Genomic DNA, 18,414 nt, shown 5'->3' with positions numbered 1-18,414 from the left:
ACTGTTAATGCGGCGTCGCGAAAGGAAGATCGATTGCCGTTCTCGGATATTTATAATCGGCTCTATAGCAATTCGTATCGTTATCGTATGAAGATTGAGAGAGACGATGCGAAATTTCGAAGATTGGCAGCTTCGGATTCACGTGCAGCGTCGATTCGAAAAATGAACACTGCTGGAAGTTGAACTCCAGTGTAGAAATAATAATGATGCAGTTCGTGAACGTGCAACTGACGAAGTTAAACCCGTCAAATTGTATCGTTTCGTCTTTGAAATTTTCATTTGCGATTGTTTTCATTGACAACGCTCCTATTCATAAGATGAGAGGCAACATGATAAACATACTATCAGATTGTATGCGTGATGTTTGTCACTTATTGCACCTCGAATGAATTATTTATCGACACGTTGCGATACGTCGGGCGGTCAGATGAAAACAATCGTTATTAGTGGTTTATGCATTAATCGTAGACGTGTCCCCGCCGGTATTGATCAGCGCTTTGCCGCCTTTGCCCATCCATTGCTTCCGCCAGCTGAACTGAATAACGTAGAGAAGGATAAGAGCAGCAAGCGCGATACCGCTTAGTACAAGGAAGCCAGCCGTATATGCGCCAGACGATTGATACAGTTTGCCCAGAATAAGCGGCAATGCATAACCGCCCAATCCTCCTGCCGCGCCAACGATACCGGTCATAAGACCGAGCTCGTTGCCGAACCGCTGTGGTACGAGCTGGAACACAGATCCGTTACCCATGCCAAGACACATCATGCCGGCAAACAATAAGATGAGGACGACGGGGAGCGGTGGAATCGTCGAGATGCATGCCAGCATAAGCCCTGCGCCGGCGTAGAGAACCGTCAACATACGCGTGCCGCCGAAACGATCGGCTAAGTAACCGCCTACCGGCCGGAAGAAACTGCCCGCGATTACGCAGAGGGTCGTGAAATCAGCCGCTTTGACGGGGGCAAGGCCGTATTGCGTATTGAAGAAGATCGTCAAGTAGTTGGTCAAACCGACGAAACCGCCGAAGGTCACGCAATAGAATAAGCAAAACACCCATGCATCGCGTTGTTTCAGAAGAGAGCCGTATTGCGTAAGCTTCTTAGGCGCCGGACGATTCGGACTGTTCTTGGCGAATATCGTGAAGAGGATAAAGACGAGCACGATCGGGATAAGCGCTAGGCCGAATACGGCTTCCCAACCGCCGAAATGCTGAGCTAGACGATTAGCGAACAGCGTAGTGAAGATCGTGCCACTATTGCCGGCTCCTGCAATACCCATTGCAAGCCCTTGATGCTCCTTCGAATACCATTGGCCGGCCAACGGAAGCGCAGCCGCGAACGAGGCGCCTGCAACGCCTAGCAGAAGGGCTACAATATAGAGCTGATCCAGCGAGTGAACGAATTGCCAGCCGAGCACGAGGGGTATAATAGTCGTAATCATACCGATCTGTGCCGTGCGCTTAGGGCCGATATAATCGGTTAGGAAGCCAAGCACCAAGCGCAAGATTGATCCGCCTAGTATCGGCAGAGCCACGAGGTTCGCTTTTTGCACCGGGTCCATCGGATAATCGGCAGCAATAATGACACTAAGCGGGCCGATCAGAACCCAAATCATAAAGCTGATATCAAAATACAAAAATGCGCTAAACAAGGTTGGTTTGTGTCCGCTTTGCCAAAAACTTTTTTTCTCCATGTCAATCTCTCCCTTTATTTTCTCTTTTTTTTCTTTTCGGTCCGGACCGACTTTTGTTTTAACTATTCAAGAGATGAAGAAAAGCCGCACTTCGCCCTATTGAAGAAAGGTACGAAACGCGGCTTCATTGCCAACGGAAGCACATCATTGTGCTGCCTGTCGTTTACCATATAGTTGCTTACGGTGTTCACAACTCGAATTATAGAGGTGAGTCACCTTCATGTCAATATATATAACATGAAATATTTTTGTGTCCGCACACGTTTTATTATGTTACGTATATTGACATAAGAACAAAAATAACCTACTCTAAAAGTATTATCAGAGCTTCGCACAGCGCTGTGCCGGCTCATTCGGCAACGGTGCCTTTTTCCTGCTATTACAGGGAAAGGGCATTTTCTGTTCATTGAACCCTATACGCCAAGATGGGAGAGGATCATAATGGCAATCGCAAACGTTCAGCATCCAATGTCAGCTTCGGTATCATTAGCTTCGATGAAGCTCCTTGCTTGCGTGAAAGAACCTCCCATTGAAAGCATTCCATTAGAGGATGCCACCGCAAGGGTGCTTGCGAGCGACTTCGAAAGCCCCGTCTCGCTGCCGCCATTCCGAAGAGCAGCCATGGACGGTTATGCCGTTCAAGCTGCGGCTCTGCAAGGAGCGTCAAGGGAGCATCCCGTGGAACTACGTATTATTGATGAAGTGCGCGCAGGACATACATTGCTTGAACAGCCTCCGGCTTCGGCGCTTCAACCGAACGACGCTGTTCGTATATTTACCGGGGCACCGGTGCCGGAAGGCTATGATACGGTCGTCATGCAAGAAGCGGCAGTCACCTTGGATGCCCGTAACGGTTATCGCAGAATCCGTTTGGAACGACCTTGCGCACTCGGACAGCATATCGCGGAGAAAGGCGAGGATGTCCAGGAAGGCATGAAATTGTTGTATCGCGGAACAGAACTGCGGGCGAAGGAAGTGGCTATACTCGCCTCCGTCGGCCAATGGGAGATTAACGTCTATAAGCGGCCGACCATCGCGGTCATTCCTATCGGAGATGAACTGGTTGTTCCTGAACGCGAGCTTAGCGGAGGCCAAATTTACGATTCCAACAGCTATATGGTTGGAGCGCGTTTGAGAGAGCTAGGCGCTTCGGTTATACGTTTTCCAGTCGTACCCGATTGTTTGGAATTAATAGAAGCTGCTATCCATGATTGCCTCGCGAAGGCGGATATCGTCGTTACGACCGGCGGCGTATCAGTTGGCGATTATGACTATGTAAAGGAAGCCGCGGAACATATAGGGGCTGAAGCCATTTTCACGAAAACGATTATGCGGCCAGGTACCCCAACCTCGGCGTTCCGGCTTCCCAATCAATTGATTATTTGCTTATCCGGCAATCCATCCGCTTGCTTCGCAGGACTAGAGCTATTGGTTAAGCCCGTCGTCCTCAAGGCAACCGGCAAATCCGATTATCGCTCCTGCTGGCTGGACGGACGCTTAATGGATTCCATTCTTAAACCTTGCCCTTATCCAAGATATATTAGAGCATTCGTATACCGTTCCGAGAAAGAATGGATGGTCGAACCAATAACGAATGATAAATCCGGCAACGTTGCGGCGTTTGCGAGAGCAAATGCGCTAGCGCTCATTCCACCGGGTGGTACGGGTGCTATTATCGGCCAAGAAGTGCAATGGGTATCGCTCACGAAATAGAAAAAAATGTGCGAGTGGATGTGGACATAATGAGTAGAAAACAACTTGTTGTAATCGGAAATGGCATGGCTGGCATCAAATGCGTCGAAGAAATATTGAATATTAATGCGGAACAATTTCAAATAACGGTTATCGGCAGCGAGAAACATCCGAATTACAACCGAATCTTATTATCCAAGGTGCTGCAAGGCGATTCCTCTATCAAGGATATTGTCATCAATGATTGGTCGTGGTACACGGAGAGAGGGATCAAGCTGTATACCGGCGAGACCGCCACGCGTATCCATCATGGCGCTTCGAAGAGCGTAGAGACGGCTTCCGGGCTTCGCATTCCTTACGATGTACTTATTATAGCAACGGGATCCTCCGCCTTTATCCCGCCGATTATCGGCGTTAATAAACCCGGTGTCATCTCTTTCCGCAATATCGACGATTGCCAGACGATGATGGACTATGCCGGCAAGTATCGCAAGGCGGCGGTCATCGGCGGAGGTTTGCTGGGCCTCGAAGCTGCGAGAGGTCTGCTCAATCTCGGCATGGAAGCTGAAGTCATCCATAACGCACCCTACTTAATGAATCGTCAGCTCGACCGCGCATCAGCCGAGATGCTGCAGAAGGAATTGGAAGGGCAAGGCATGCGCTTCTGGCTTGGCAAGGATACGGACAAAATCATCGGCAGAGATCGCGCGAAAGGCGTGCGCTTCACGACTGGTTATACCGTTGAAGCCGATCTTGTCGTCCTTTCCGTCGGCATCCGGCCGAACACCGAGCTCGCCAAACGCAGCGGCATTGATACGAATCGAGCCATATTAGTCGATGATTACATGCGGACCGATATCGAAAATATCTATGCCGTTGGTGAATGCGCGGAGCATAGAGGAATCGCTTATGGTCTCGTAGCACCGCTCTATGAACAGGGCAAAGTGCTTGCACGTACGATTTGCGGCGAAACAACGCCTCCTTATGAGGGATCGATCCCTTATGCGCAGCTCAAAGTATCGGGTGTCCAAGTGTTCTCCGTGGGAGATATTCAAGAGGATAAGGCAGATACCGCCATTCAACAATTCGATGGCATTCGCAATACCTACAAAAAAGTAACGATGCAATACGGGAGAGTGTGCGGCGCGATCTTGTACGGCGATACGGACGAAGCGACCACTTTACTTAACCTCGTTAAGCAAAAGGCGCCCGTCGCTTCGCTTAAGGCTTCAAGCGGTCAAGCGCAAGACGGCAGCTCGCCAATAGATGCAGAAGCGGAGAACATGGCGCCTCGCGAGACCGTATGCGCGTGCAACGCCGTTACGAAGTCGGCCATCATGTGTGCTGTCTTGGATGATGGCTGTCAGACTGCCGAGCAGGTGCGCGATAAGACGAAAGCGTCCAGCTCATGCGGCGGCTGCCGTCCGATGTTAGGTGCAGTCGTCCGATTCGCCCTTCGCAGCGGCAAGGAAGGAGCTGCCACGGCAGAACCGGCCATTTGCAGCTGTACGTCTGTCGGTCATCAAGCGCTGAAAGCCGCTATACAGAGCAATCCATCCATGAATGCACATGCACTCAAACTAACATTGAACTGGGGCAAAATGGACGGATGCCGCATCTGCAACAGCGCAATCCACTATTACATGGAGCTTAGCATTCCACAGCAGCGTGGTGATCATGAATCATCCGCTTCCGCAGCTTTGGCGGGAAGGAGCAATCGTCTTACGGTTACTGCCGCAAGTTCCGCAGCCGCGAGCGAGGGAGAAGGCTACAATTCCGCATGGCTAAGCGAGACGCTGCGTTCGATGTGGCCTTCAGCCCCAATGCCAAAACCGGTAAAGGCAGCCGTATCTTCTGGAGTCAAGACGCCGATCGGCGTGCTTGTACATGATATCGGCCTAACCGGTTCACCATCGGGCTGGGAGCTGTATGCCGGGGGGCATATGGAGCTGCCCGTTAAGCAAGGGCAACTGCTCGGCATCGCCGAGAGCGATATTGAAGCACTTGAACTATCCGTTGCCTGCTTGCAGCTTTATCGCGAGCGAGCTTATTACGGCGAGCCGTTATGGAAGTGGCTGGAACGAGATGGAATGGTTGAAGTAAGAGAAATGCTGCTTGACTTGGACATCAGAAGAGAGCTGTTCGATCGTGCGAATCGTCCTAACTTGCAGCTTGAAGCAACCGAGAGGAGAGGTGAAGCGAATGCCGCCGTTAGTCATTGAACCTACAAGCAGCGATAAACTGAATGTCATACAGACGCAATGTCCATTTTGCAGCGTGCAATGCAAAATGCAAGTTACGATTACGGAACCTGCAAAGGGCTCGAACCGCTTGTCCTATACGATAGAAGGAGCGGCCAATGCCGCTTCGGAAGGCCGTTTGTGCGTCAAAGGAATGAATGCTCACCAGCATGCGACGAGTACCGAGCGATTGCTGCATCCTCTCATCAAACGGGGCGGAAAGTTCGTTGAAGCTACATGGGAGGAAGCGCTCCGTACGATCCGCGATCGATTTCAAGCGACAAGCCAGACATATGGACCGGACGCCGTCGGCGTATATGGCGGAGGTTCATTAACGAATGAGACCGCTTATCTTCTAGGCAAGTTCGCGCGTATCGCGCTGGGAACCAAATATATCGATTACAACGGGCGCTTCTGCATGTCGGCGGCTGCATCGGCGGGAACGAAAGTATTCGGCGTAGACCGCGGTCTTACTTGCCGTCTGGCAGATATTCCGCTGGCCAAATGCATTATTCTCGCCGGCACGAACATAGCCGAATGCCAACCCACGCTTATGCCATATTTCACGAAAGCGAAGGAGAACGGTGCGACAATCATCGTTATCGATCCGCGGGTAACGGCAACGGCGGCAATTGCCGACATCCATCTGCAAGTAAAACCCGGAACGGATGCCGCGCTTGCTAACGGACTTCTGAAAGCGATCGAAGAAGAAGGTCTGCTGAACGAGAAATTCATCGGCGAAAAGACGAGCGGGTTCTATGAACTGAAAAAAAATATATCGACGATCGATATCGATCAAATAGCCGAATTAACGGGCATCAGCGAAGCGGATATTCGCAAGGCGGCAATAGCTTACGGTAAAGCGGACACGGGCATTATCTTCACCGCCAGAGGGGTAGAGCAGCAGACGGACGGCCATATGGCTGTTCGGGGTTTCCTCAATCTTGTGCTCGCTACCGGCAAGATCGGCAAGCCGGGCTGCGGATACGGCGCGGTAACCGGACAAGGGAACGGACAAGGCGGGCGCGAGCATGGACAGAAGAGTGATCAATTGCCTGGCTATCGCTCGATCGAGAACGAGCATGACAGAGCTTATGTTGCCAAAGTATGGGGAATCGACCCGGCAATGTTGCCGCGCAAAGGCGTCTCCGCTTACGAAATGATGGAGCTTGTTCATCAAGACGTCATTCGCTCCCTGTTCGTAATGGGTTCCAATCCCGTTGTCTCCAATCCGAATGCAACGCTTGTCGAAGAAGGGCTTGCGAAGTGCGAGTTTCTCGTCGTCGCCGATATGTTCATGTCGGAAACGGCACGGATGGCTGACGTTATCTTGCCCGTCACTTCTTATATCGAGAATACTGGGACCCTCACGAATCTGGAAGGTCGCGTGCTGCTGAGAGAATCCAACGTTCAGGCTCCGGGCGGGACGAAGAATGATTGGGCTATACTATGCGAGCTGGCTGCATTGCTGGGACATGAGAGCTATTTCCCGTTCCAGAATGCCGAGCAAATATTCGAAGAGCTTCGTGTAGCAAGCCGTGGAGGCTTGGCCGATTATTACGGCATTACTTACGATCGATTGCGCCGGGAGGGCGGCGTTTACTGGCCCTGCCCTTCGCCCGATAAGCCGAGCTCAGGCATCATGTTCCAGAACTTCTTTCCCCATCCTGACGGAAGAGCCGTCTTCACCGTCGTGGAGAGCCGCGCGCCGCAAGAAACGCCGTGCGAGCAATATCCGCTTACGATGACGAATGGCAGGGTGCTGTCGCATTACTTGACCGGCGTGCAGACGCGCCGAAGCAAGACGCTTGCTGCCAGAAACATGGATAATTTTATCGAGATCCATCCAAAGACAGCTAAGCAGTATTGGATTGAGGAAGGCGAATGGGTCGTCGTGCAATCCCGCAGAGGCAGCTTCACCGTGCGAAGCCGATATAGCGATCAGATTCGCGAAGATACCGTATTCGTGCCGATGCATTGGGGCGGCGCTCAGAACGTCAACCGCGCAACAAGCCCCGAGCTTGATCCGAACTGCAAAATGCCGGGCTTCAAAACGTCAGTCGTATCCATTATACCGCTCAGGCTTCAAGAGGAACTGAGCGCAACTGAATAATGCATTTCCAACGAAGTGATGTTCGTTAAGATCAACGATCTTACGGAACATCACTTTTTTTTCGTTTACGGATGACAGGCAATATGTTCTAAATGCTCTACCTTTCCTATTAAGAGATTAAGAGCTATATTTAATCTAATAAATAATGATTTTCCTGATTCGTCGACTGCTTTCGCATATGTCTCAAATAACGGATAGACAGAAACTTTTGGAGATGATAGCAATGACTACGTTGTATCAATTGAATACGATTTTTATTAGCATGGTGATGGAGGCCATTCCTTTCGTACTAGTGGGCGTACTCCTATCCGGACTTATTCAGTCCTTCGTGAAAGAAAGCTTAATCACAAGAATGATGCCGAGAAACCGATTTCTCGCCAGCTTGACCGGCTGCGGCATCGGACTATTCTTCCCGTCATGCGAATGCGGCATCGTTCCGATCACGCGCAGGCTGATGAAGAAAGGCATGCCGCTTCATGCGGGGATCGCCTTCATGCTGACCGGCCCGATTCTTAATCCGATCGTGCTGTTCTCCACTTATATCGCTTTCGGCAACAGTTGGGAGATGGTCGGCATTCGCGCAGGTTTGGCCGCAGCGGTCGCATTCTGCGTATCCGTCATCCTATCCTATATGTTCAAAGCGGTTCCTTTCAAAAATACGAAGCTTGACAACGTTCCGCAAACCGCCTTGGGAAATGGCAAGACAGGGGAGGAGAAACGTATCCCTTTACGAATTAAGCTGTACGAGGTGATCGTCCATGCCATCGAAGAGTTCTTCTCCGTGGGCAAATATTTAGTGCTTGGCGCCTTTATCGCAGCAAGCATGCAGACGTTCGTCCCGACCTCGACCTTGCTCCACATGGGAAGCAATCCGGTTACCTCGTCGCTCGTCATGATCGCGCTGGCCTTTCTCATTTCGTTATGCTCGGAAGCGGATGCCTTCATCGCGGCTTCGTTCCGCAGCACGTTCACGGTAGGTTCTTTATCGGCCTTTCTTGTATTCGGGCCTATGGTGGATATCAAAAATACGCTGATGCTGCTTGGCACTTTCAAAACAAAGTTCGTTATCGTGCTAATCGGCCTTATCGCATGCTTCACTTTAGCCGGTTCTCTACTCGTTGGGAGGTTGTTTTAAATGATCCGATTTTTTATCTTGATCGGCTTTGCCTTCATGTTCTTTATGCTTCACTATACAGGCGACATTAACAAATATATCAATATGAAATATGCCTATCTGTCGATTAGCGCGGTTGTCATTATGGGATTTCTTGGCGTTGTGGAATTTGTGCGCTTCTCGCGCAAGCAGGCTGCCGAAGAGAAACGAGCGGCTTTAGCGGAGGAGCATCAACCGGCTCATGACCAACATGATCATTCGGATTGCGACAGCTGTCATGCCAACGAACACAATCACGAGCATCATCACGACCACGACCACGGCCATTCGCATGAGGAACCGAACAAACTTAAACGGTATTTAGGTTATGCGGTGCTGTTCGTACCGATATTCACGGGCTTGTTCTTTCCTGCGTATGCGCTCGACTCCAGCTTCGTGAAGGCAAAGGGTTTCTCTTTCCCGACCTTCGAGCAAAATGCGGAGCAAAATCCAGGCAACCATCAATTTCTGAAGCCGGACTCCAGCATCTTCTACAACAAGGATGATTACAAAGAGGTCGCGCAGCGCGAGCTTGAGGAGTTCGTGAATCAGCCTGTGATTAAGCTGACTGAAGCCGATTATTTGAAGGGGATGGAGGCTATCTATAACGATCCAGCCGCTTTCATGAATAAAACGATTGCGTTTGACGGGTTTGCCTACAAAGGAACGCAGGTGGACGGCGGCCATTATTTCGTCTTCCGGTTTGGCTTTATCCACTGCGTGGCCGATTCAGGCGTATTCGGCATGCTGGCGGACTTTCCAAAAGGAACGCAGCTCGCCGATGACGATTGGGTGCATGTATCCGGCAAGCTCACTTGGGAGCTGTATCAGCCGTTCAAACAAACGATTCCGGTGCTCAAAGTGACGGAATGGAGCAAGATCGACGCGCCGAAAGATCCTTACGTATATCGATCATAGAGCTACAATTAACGAGATTAAATGTTCATAAATTTAATGTCATTAATTAAACAACGAACCTTTCACATTGATTATTATTATATCCGAATTAACGCTTGACATTTGCAAATCCAATTCGTTATGATCGGTTCTACCAAGCGTAAACGGCGAAGCCATCCTTAATCCGGCTTGAAAAAATAATCCGTTTCGCGGTGGAACATAACAAGGCAATGACCAAAGACAACATTCCCGTACTCGGGCTGTCAGAGAGAGAAGCGATTGGTGCGAGCTTCTTCAGCTACGGTTGTGGAATTACCGCTTTGCAGCCGTGTCGTGGAACCTCCGATCAATCCATCGGAACAGTATACGGCACCGTTTTATCCCCGTTAACGGATACCATAAGGACCATTTCGGCAATGAGCGCGCTCGCGAGGCGTTGTTCGTCCGCTTGGTCGAATAAGGGTGGAACCACGAGCTTGAACGCACTCGTCCCTTTCCGGGAGAGATGCGTTTTTTTGCGTTCAAAAAAATATAAAATAATCGAATTTGCGGAAATGGAGGCCAATCATGGAAATCAACGCCGTTATGCCCGATCAATCAATCAGGAGGTACGCGCAAGGTACGACCATTGCAAGCATCGCTGCATCCATCAGTCCAAGCTTAGGCAAAAACGCGATCGCCGGCAAAATCGACGGCAAGCTTGTTGATCTGAACCATCCGATTGCGCAGGACTGCCAGCTCGAAATTATAGTGACGGACAGCAAGGAGGGACTGGCTATTTACCGCCATAGTACAGCCCATATTATGGCACAGGCGATCAAGCGTCTATACGGGAATGAAGCGGTGAAGCTTGGAATCGGACCGGTCGTTAGCGACGGTTTTTATTACGACATCGATATCGAGAAGCCGCTGTCCACAGACGATCTGGCGGCGATCGAAGAGGAAATGGTAAATATCATACGCGAAGATTTGCCGATAGAACGGCATGAAATAAGCAGGGAAGAGGCAACGAGCCTGTTCGAGCGCCAAGAAGAACCTCTGAAGCTCGAGCTTATTGACGGCTTGCCAAGCGATAGCGTCATTACGTTTTATGAACAAGGCGAATTCATCGATCTCTGCCGCGGTCCGCATCTCCCGTCGACGGGAAGAGTAAAAGCCTTCAAGCTGCTCAGCGTGGCGGGCGCCTACTGGCGCGGCAATGCCGACAACCAGATGCTGCAGCGCATTTACGGTACTGCTTTTCCAAAGAAATCAGAGCTTGAGCAGCATCTTCATTTGCTGGAAGAAGCGAAGAAACGCGATCATCGCAAGCTTGGCAAGGAGCTTGGCCTATTCATGTTTGCCGAGGATGCTCCCGGGATGCCGTTCTACCTGCCGAACGGGATGATCCTTCGCAATGAGCTGGAGCAATTCGAGCGCGAGCTGCATCGGGAGCGCGAATACCGCGAGGTACGCACGCCGCTCATGATGAACAACGTGCTATGGGAGCAGTCCGGACATTACGATCATTACAAGGACAATATGTACTTCACGCAAGTCGACGAGACGAAATATGCGCTCAAGCCGATGAATTGCCCCGGCCACATGCTGATATTCAAGAACAGCTTCCATTCCTATCGGGAGCTGCCCATTCGCCTCGCTGAATACGGGCAAGTGCATCGGCATGAAGCCTCCGGCGCGCTTGGAGGGATGATGAGGGTTCGTACATTTTGCCAAGATGACGCCCATCTCTTCGTCCTGCCGGAGCAGATCGAGGATGAGATAAAACGGGTGATTGCGCTGATTGACTATATGTATAAGGTGTTCGGGTTCGAATATTCAGTCGAGCTATCGACACGTCCCGACGATTCCATGGGATCGGATGAATTGTGGCAGCAGGCGGAAGCTTCCTTGCAGCAGGTGCTGGACGACACCGGTCTGCCATATCGGATTAACGAGGGGGACGGCGCTTTCTACGGACCGAAGATCGACTTTCACATTCACGATGCGCTGAAGCGCAGCTGGCAATGCGGAACGGTCCAGCTCGACTTCCAGATGCCGGAAAAGTTCGATCTTTCCTATATCGGAGCAGATAACCAGAAGCATCGGCCCGTTGTCATTCACCGCGCGGTCTACGGCTCGATTGATCGGTTCATCGGCATATTGACGGAGCATTACGCGGGGAGCTTCCCGCTGTGGCTCGCGCCGGCGCAAGCGAAGCTTCTGACGATCTCTGACAACGAGATCGAATATGCGCTGGAGGTGAAGAAGCAGCTGGAAGCTGCTGGTATTCGCGTGCAAGCCGATATTCGCAGCGAGAAGCTCGGGTTCAAAGTTCGCGAGGCGCAGCTAGAGAAAGTTCCTTATCTGCTTGTGCTTGGCCGAAGCGAAAGAGAATCCGGCAGGCTGTCCGTCAGAAGCCGGGGAGAGGATCGGCTTCTAACGATGAGCGTGCCCGATCTAATCGAGCAGCTTCTAAGCGAAATACGCGCGAAAACTTCATAAACAGCCGAAAATACGAAACGGGGGCTGACTCCTAAGCATCTTAGGAGTCAGCCCCGACTATTTCATCATCTATTCAATCTTCTCCGTGCCTGTATAGATGAACACAGCGTCTCTTAGGAAAGCGGCTATGCCTGGCTGCTCCTTATCGTAATAAGCGGTGAAGCGTTCGTCATCGACATACATTTGCGCAACGCCGGCATGTGCTTCCTTGCTGTACTGGTCCCAATAGAAGGTGAGCCATCTGCGATGCATATCGACCGCTTGCTGCGCAAGCTCTCCGGCCGGATCGCCGGTTGCAAACGCTGCGGCTAGTGTCGTGTGAATATCGGCTGCGAGCTGCTCCAGCTCCGCATGCTGCTGCTCCGTCATTCCTTTGACTTTCTGATTCGAACGATTAACTTGCTCGTCTCCGTACTTGGAACGAATCTCTTCTCCGTATTGCTTCTCGTTATCGTCAACCAGCTTCTGCTTGAAAGCTTCGAATTTCTGCTTATCGGTCATCGTAATCTTCCCTTCCTTCTGGGCTAGCGTCAGGTCGACGGTTTCAATTAGCCGATTCAAATGCTCGCGCTTCTCCATCAGCTGCTTGCGATGTTCCTTCAGCGCGGATTCCGCATTGAAGGCAGGCGAGTTCATCATTTCTCTAATCGACTCCAGGCTGACGCCAAGCTCGCGGTAAAATAAAATTTGTTGGAGTCGATCAACCTCCTTATTGCCGTAGATACGATATCCCGACGAGTTGATTCTGGCCGGCTTCAGAAGATCAATCTCATCGTAATAACGCAGCGTCCGCGTGCTGATGCCGGCGAGCTGCCCAAGCTTTTGAACGGTATATTCCATCTTTATTCCTCCTGACACAAGTAATCGTACACCTTTACGTACCGTCAATGTCAAACGATAATTTTCAACTTCATATTCCATTTGAAAAATTGTTTATTTGTTTTCATCATCAATGTAGGATTACGCGCCTTGCCCGTCGAAACTAAAAGGATGATCCGAAAAACACGATAAGAAACAAGGGAGTGGAGCGTTTTGTTTTTGCATTTCCTGCAAACCCAAGAGCATAAGGAAGCATTTTTGGAATTGGCGCATGTCGTTGCGAACGCCGATGGATTCGTCAACCGCAGAGAGAAGGAATATTTGCGTACCTATTTAAGCGAAATGGATATGCAGCCGTATAAGCTGCAAACGATCAAGGCGAGGCCGCTTGCCGACATTATCGGCGATCTGAAGGACGAGCCGACCAAGAACATTTTTTTCGCTGAAATATTGCTGCTTATATTCGCTGACGGCGACTATAATGATGAAGAGAAACAAATCGTCAGAGATATGCAGAAGCTGTTCGGCTTCTCGGACGAAACGTACGAGGTGTTCAAAGATTGGGTTATCCGCGTCGATCAGCTTAAGGTTGAAGGCATGAAGCTGATCTTGAACCCTCCGCAGCATGGTTAACTCGTAACAACAACATCCAAACCACCGCTCCAAGCTTGCTCAAGCGGTGGTTTTTGATCTGTATGAAGGAGAGAAGCAATGAAACTGGAAAGACTCATTTCAATGATCTACATGCTGCTCAACAATGAGATATTGTCCGCCTCGGCTCTGGCCGAGAAATACAACGTATCGCAACGAACGATCTACCGGGATATTGATGCGATTTGCGCGGCAGGCATTCCGGTCGTATCGTACCAAGGCGTCAACGGCGGCTTCGGCATTATCGATACCTATAAAATGGACAAAAGCCTGTTAGGCTCCTATGATGTCGGATCGCTCGTAACGATCCTGCATAGCATGTCCACCGTGTTCGACGACGAGAAGGCCCAGGAAACGATCAATAAGCTGCAGACGCTTCAGAATGATTCCGGCATGCCAAGCCTCTCGATGGATATCGGCTCGCAGCACGCCTATAATGAATACCTTCGAATCATCCGCAATGCCATTAAGGAACGCAAAGTGATCCGTTTCGAGTATATAAATGCAAAGAGCGAGCGGGCAAGCCGGGATGTCGAACCTGCAAGTCTGCTGCTCAAGTACGATTCCTGGTACTTATTCGGCTATTGCAGAACGCGCAGCGACTATCGCGAGTTCAAGCTGTCGCGAATAGCGGAGCTAACGGCATTAGGCGAGCACTACACGAGAAAACATGAAGCGCCAATATATGGTGAACGGCTGCAGCAGAATTATAGGCCGGAAGCGGTTCAAGAGGATGCAGTGCTTCACTTCAAGGTCGAAACCTTAGCCAGAGCGCTCGACTTCTTCTATAACGCCGACAAAACGTATCAGGAAGACGGCTCGCTCATCATCGAGCTGCGCGTGACCGCAGGAGGAAGCGAACGCTGGCTCATACCGATCCTGCTAAGCTTCGGCGACGGAGTCGAGGTGCTTGAGCCTCCGACGCTTCGAGAGCGGATGAAAGAAAAAATCAAAAAAATGGTTCGAATCTATCCGGAAGTATGACAAACTGTTGTCATACTTTTTTGTTTACACTGAACTCAGGTCAAATTAACGATTGAATCGAAGGAGTGTTTTCAACCAATGACGCATTTAAGCAAAAGAAATCTAACGCTCGTCATAGCCGGATTGCTGCTTAGCATTCTAATGGCATCCATGGACAATACGATTGTTGCTACCGCAATGGGCAACATCGTCGGCGAATTGGGCGGCATGGACAAATTCGTATGGGTAACATCCGCGTACATGGTCGCAGAGATGGCCGGCATGCCGATCTTCGGCAAATTGTCCGATATGTACGGACGCAAACGTTTCTTCGTCTTCGGGATTATTGTGTTCATGATAGGTTCCGCCTTATGCGGAACGGCAGGGACGATTACCGAGCTTGCGATCTATAGAGCCATTCAAGGCATCGGCGGCGGAGCGCTTATACCCATCGCGTTCACGATCTTGTTAGATGCCGTCCCGCTAGAGAAGAGGGGCAGCCTCACGGGTCTGTTCGGCGCCGTATTTGGTTTATCCAGCGTCTTCGGCCCGCTTCTAGGCGCATATATAACCGATCATATTTCATGGCAATGGATCTTCTATATCAATCTGCCGCTAGGCGCGATCGCCTTTGCCTTGGTTGCCTTCAATTATAAAGAATCGCATGAGCATTCCAAGCAGCCTATCGACTGGCTCGGCGCCTCAACGCTGCTCGGCGCGATTGTCTGTCTCATCTTCGCGCTTGAGCTTGGCGGTAAAACATTTGCATGGAGCTCATTTGAAATGATCGGATTAATCGTTGGCTTCGTTGTGCTGGCGATCGGATTCGTCATTGCGGAGCGGAAGGCCGAGGAGCCGATCATCTCGTTCAAGCTATTCAAGAACCGGCTCTATACTTCAAGCATCCTTGTTGCATTGTTCAGCGGAGCAGCCTTTATCGTGGCATCGGTTTATATTCCGATCTTCATACAAGGGGTTCTCGGCGGTACGGCAACGAACTCCGGACTCGTTCTGCTGCCGATGATGATCGGTACGGTCATTACGGCAACGCTCGGAGGCATGGTTATCTCGAAATTGTCCTATCGCAGCGTTATTATCCCGACGCTTGCCTTGCTCGGCCTTGGCACGGCGCTTGTTACGACGCTAACACCTGAGTCTTCACGTTTGCTGGTAACATCGTATATGGTATTGATCGGTCTTGGCATCGGCGCTTCGTTCTCGGTACTCAGCAGCGCGGCTATTCATGGTCTTTCCTATCGTCAGCGCGGCTCGGCGAGCGCAACGCTCAACTTCTTGCGATCGCTGGGCATGACGCTTGGCATCACCGTGTTCGGGCTTATTCAGAGCCAGTCGTTCTCGAACAAGATGAGCGGCTTAACCGCCGACGGCGCAGAAGGCGGAGCAGCGCTTCCGGAAGGGCTGAATCTGGAGGATACGCATACCTTGCTCATGCCGGAAACAAGACAGCTCATTCCAAACGAGTTCCTGGATGCGATAACGGGCAAGCTATCCGATTCCATCGTTCAAACCTTCGCCTGGGCAGTCATCCCCGTCGCTCTAGCGTTGCTGGCTGCATCGTTCATGGGCAGAGATAAGCTGGATGCATCCACAGAGGCAGTTGAATCGACTGATGCCGTGAAATATTCCGGCGCTCATTAACAACAATCTTAACAGAACAAAGAGAAGATCCTTATAGGGATCTTCTTCTTCCGTTTACTGTCCCTTTAACTGGTCTATCGTGCATTCGTTCACGTCTCGTTTCACAACGGCTTGGATGCTTGGGTGACGCATCGTCCCCTTGGAGGTAAACTCGAAGTATTCGACCTTGACCGTCAGTTCGGGCTTTACCCAAATCGCGTCTTTGGTCCTTTCGGGTTCATTATGGAAGGGACTTTGATCGGTTTGAATCCCCTTTATCTCTTCCGTCATTTTGGCCCAATCTCTCTGCGATAATTTACCGGTGCCCGCATGACCGATATAAATCAATTCACGATCATTTGTATAAATACCGAGCATTAGCGAGTTCACGATCGAATGATTTAATGTGACCCCGCCTACAACGGCATAGAGATCCTTCATGACCTTCAGCTTTCTCCAACGACCGTCTTTGCCATCGATACGATAAGTACTGCCAAGGTCCTTATAAACGATGCCTTCCATATGATTTTGTTTCATCAGTTCGAACAGAGCTTCCCCGTCAACAAAGTTTTGCACGATTTGCACGTTATTTTGCGGAATTATGATTTGATCAAGTAATGCCTGACGATCTTGCAGCGATCTATCCGTCACCCAATCCCCGTTATAAAATAAGACGTCGAAGATCATATAAGTAACCGGAATTTGAACGGAGGTTTGCTTGATTTTTTGAGATTGCTTTAAGCTGTCTCTTTTCATCACCTCGTAGAAGGAAGGTTTACTCTGGTCAAACGCAATAATTTCTCCATCAAGAATAACGGAATCGGCTTTGCAAAATAATCTTGCGTCAAGTAGTTCGGGATATTGCAACGTTCGTTCATTCAATCTCCGGTTAATAAGTTTGGTTGCGTTGCCGTCATTATAAAGGAGCACACGAACGCCATCCCACTTGATCTGCGACACCCAGTTGTCACCCGTCGGGGGAGTAGTCGTACTAATAGGCTCAAAGGGGTAAACGGGCTTAAGATCCATAGTAGATGAACGCCTCCCGAAAAATTGTTTAGTTCAAGTAAGTTTGCCCACATCCGGCTTCCAGCATAACAAATGTAACGGGTGACAAGACTATATCATAGCGGTTATCGTGTTGCAGTGTTTTATGGAATGGGAGGAGAAAGATGAAGGTCGGAAGCCATGTGACGATTAGAAGAGGGTATTTGGGCGCGGCGCAAGAGGCAGTAAAGCTGGGGGCGAGTGCGTTTCAGTATTTTCCTAAAAACCCGCGCAGCCTGTCCATAAAGTCCATTGACCTCAAGGATACGGGTAGCTGCGCTCGTTATTGCCAAGAGCATGGTCTCGTTTCTATCGCCCATACCCCTTATACGACGAACCTATCGATCGAAGATCCAGAGTTGCAGCAAGTGACGATCCGTTCCATTTTGAATGATTTAGCGATAACGGAAGCATGCGGATCCATCGGCCTTGTCGTCCATTTCGGAAAATATAAAGGCGCCGATCCTCTAGTCGGATATAAGCTCATGATCGATATGCTTAATCAAATTCTTACGAACTGGGAAGGCAAGTCTTTGGTGCTTATCGAGAATAACGCCGGACAAGGGGCGAAAATGGGAATCACGCTGGAAGAGCTTGTGCAAATCCGAAAATTGACGTATTATCCCGAGAAAATCGGCTACTGCTTCGATACCTGCCATGCATTCGCCAGCGGTTTATGGGCCGGGCATAATTGGACGACGATCATGGAGAAGGGGACACAATTAGGGTACTTCGACAATCTTAAGGCTATTCATCTTAATGATTCCGTTTATCCAAGCAGCTCCTGCAAAGACCGTCATGCCAACGTTGGAAAGGGATATATCGGCGAAAATAATATGAAGGCATTTCTGCAGTCCTCCGTTATAAGGGATCTGCCCCTCATCTTGGAAACTCCGAGTTCTCAGGCATACTCTCACCGGGATGAGATTAAATACGTCTACACCCTTGCTGCAGGGCAGACGATTAACAAATAATGCGTCAAAAAGCTCATCCCTTGGAATGAGCTTTTTTCGTTCCTTTTCTC

Annotated in this window: 14 protein-coding genes; 10 read left to right on the top strand and 4 right to left on the bottom strand. The window is 50.2% G+C overall.

All coding sequences use genetic code 11. From position 1 onward, the window contains the following. Nucleotides 1-4: 4 nt before the first annotated feature. Entirely contained in the window at nucleotides 5-295 is a 291-nt protein-coding gene (locus tag J2T14_RS00355) for a hypothetical protein (RefSeq protein ID WP_307466635.1), read from the bottom strand. Nucleotides 296-451: 156 nt separating this feature from the next. Beyond that, entirely contained in the window at nucleotides 452-1,693 is a 1,242-nt protein-coding gene (locus tag J2T14_RS00350) for a nitrate/nitrite transporter (protein ID WP_307466632.1), read from the bottom strand. Nucleotides 1,694-2,134: 441 nt separating this feature from the next. Between J2T14_RS00350 and J2T14_RS00345 the strand changes: the two genes are divergently transcribed. The 6 genes from J2T14_RS00345 to thrS all read left to right on the top strand — a co-directional run bounded on the left by J2T14_RS00345 (nucleotide 2,135) and on the right by thrS (nucleotide 12,272). Next, a complete protein-coding gene (locus J2T14_RS00345) occupies nucleotides 2,135-3,406 on the top strand; it encodes a molybdopterin molybdotransferase MoeA (protein ID WP_307466628.1) in 1,272 nt (423 codons plus the stop codon). Between the two features lie 29 nt (nucleotides 3,407-3,435). Further along, the gene (gene nirB / locus J2T14_RS00340) at nucleotides 3,436-5,607 is read left to right on the top strand and encodes a nitrite reductase large subunit NirB (RefSeq protein ID WP_307466626.1); all 2,172 of its coding nucleotides are present in this window, start codon (nucleotides 3,436-3,438) and stop codon (nucleotides 5,605-5,607) included. Next, nucleotides 5,588-7,738 carry an assimilatory nitrate reductase catalytic subunit NasC gene (nasC, locus tag J2T14_RS00335; RefSeq protein WP_307468549.1) on the top strand — a complete coding sequence of 717 codons (2,151 nt, stop codon included), beginning with the start codon at nucleotides 5,588-5,590 and terminating at the stop codon, nucleotides 7,736-7,738. The genes nirB and nasC overlap by 20 nt, the downstream gene beginning before the upstream one ends. Before the next feature lie 214 nt (nucleotides 7,739-7,952). Continuing rightward, on the top strand, nucleotides 7,953-8,873 hold the full coding sequence (locus tag J2T14_RS00330; protein ID WP_307466624.1) for a permease: 921 nt from the start codon (nucleotides 7,953-7,955) through the stop codon (nucleotides 8,871-8,873). Continuing rightward, nucleotides 8,874-9,809 carry a TIGR03943 family putative permease subunit gene (locus tag J2T14_RS00325; RefSeq protein WP_307466623.1) on the top strand — a complete coding sequence of 312 codons (936 nt, stop codon included), beginning with the start codon at nucleotides 8,874-8,876 and terminating at the stop codon, nucleotides 9,807-9,809. Between the two features lie 546 nt (nucleotides 9,810-10,355). Next, nucleotides 10,356-12,272, top strand: coding sequence for a threonine--tRNA ligase (thrS, locus tag J2T14_RS00320; protein ID WP_307466620.1), 1,917 nt, complete (start codon nucleotides 10,356-10,358; stop codon nucleotides 12,270-12,272). 69 nt (nucleotides 12,273-12,341) lie between these two features. On the opposite strand, the gene J2T14_RS00315 is transcribed toward thrS, so the two are convergent. Next, nucleotides 12,342-13,112, bottom strand: a complete 771-nt coding sequence (locus J2T14_RS00315; protein ID WP_307466618.1) for a MerR family transcriptional regulator — start codon at nucleotides 13,110-13,112, stop codon at nucleotides 12,342-12,344. A gap of 192 nt (nucleotides 13,113-13,304) precedes the next feature. Here J2T14_RS00315 and J2T14_RS00310 point away from each other — a divergent pair, with 192 nt between their 5' ends. The 3 genes from J2T14_RS00310 (at nucleotide 13,305) to J2T14_RS00300 (ending at nucleotide 16,364) form a co-directional block, all read left to right on the top strand. Continuing rightward, nucleotides 13,305-13,724 (top strand): tellurite resistance TerB family protein, encoded by a 420-nt coding sequence (locus J2T14_RS00310; protein WP_307201094.1) that lies wholly within the window; start codon nucleotides 13,305-13,307, stop codon nucleotides 13,722-13,724. A gap of 78 nt (nucleotides 13,725-13,802) precedes the next feature. Beyond that, the gene (locus J2T14_RS00305; protein ID WP_307466616.1) at nucleotides 13,803-14,726 is read left to right on the top strand and encodes a helix-turn-helix transcriptional regulator; all 924 of its coding nucleotides are present in this window, start codon (nucleotides 13,803-13,805) and stop codon (nucleotides 14,724-14,726) included. Nucleotides 14,727-14,804: 78 nt separating this feature from the next. Beyond that, entirely contained in the window at nucleotides 14,805-16,364 is a 1,560-nt protein-coding gene (locus tag J2T14_RS00300) for an MDR family MFS transporter (protein ID WP_307466613.1), read from the top strand. 54 nt (nucleotides 16,365-16,418) lie between these two features. Here the strand turns inward: J2T14_RS00300 and J2T14_RS00295 are convergent, their stop codons facing one another. Next, nucleotides 16,419-17,372 carry an ATP-dependent DNA ligase gene (locus J2T14_RS00295; RefSeq protein ID WP_307466612.1) on the bottom strand — a complete coding sequence of 318 codons (954 nt, stop codon included), beginning with the start codon at nucleotides 17,370-17,372 and terminating at the stop codon, nucleotides 16,419-16,421. A 143-nt stretch (nucleotides 17,373-17,515) separates the two neighbouring features. Between J2T14_RS00295 and J2T14_RS00290 the strand changes: the two genes are divergently transcribed. Then, a complete protein-coding gene (locus tag J2T14_RS00290) occupies nucleotides 17,516-18,364 on the top strand; it encodes a deoxyribonuclease IV (RefSeq protein ID WP_307466610.1) in 849 nt (282 codons plus the stop codon). The last annotated feature ends 50 nt before the right edge of the window (nucleotides 18,365-18,414 follow it).

It is taken from the genome of Paenibacillus harenae, assembly GCF_030812415.1.
Taxonomy (GTDB): domain Bacteria; phylum Bacillota; class Bacilli; order Paenibacillales; family Paenibacillaceae; genus Pristimantibacillus; species Pristimantibacillus harenae_A.
Note: the sequence above shows the minus strand (reverse complement) of the source record. Positions and strands in the feature narration are given on the sequence as shown.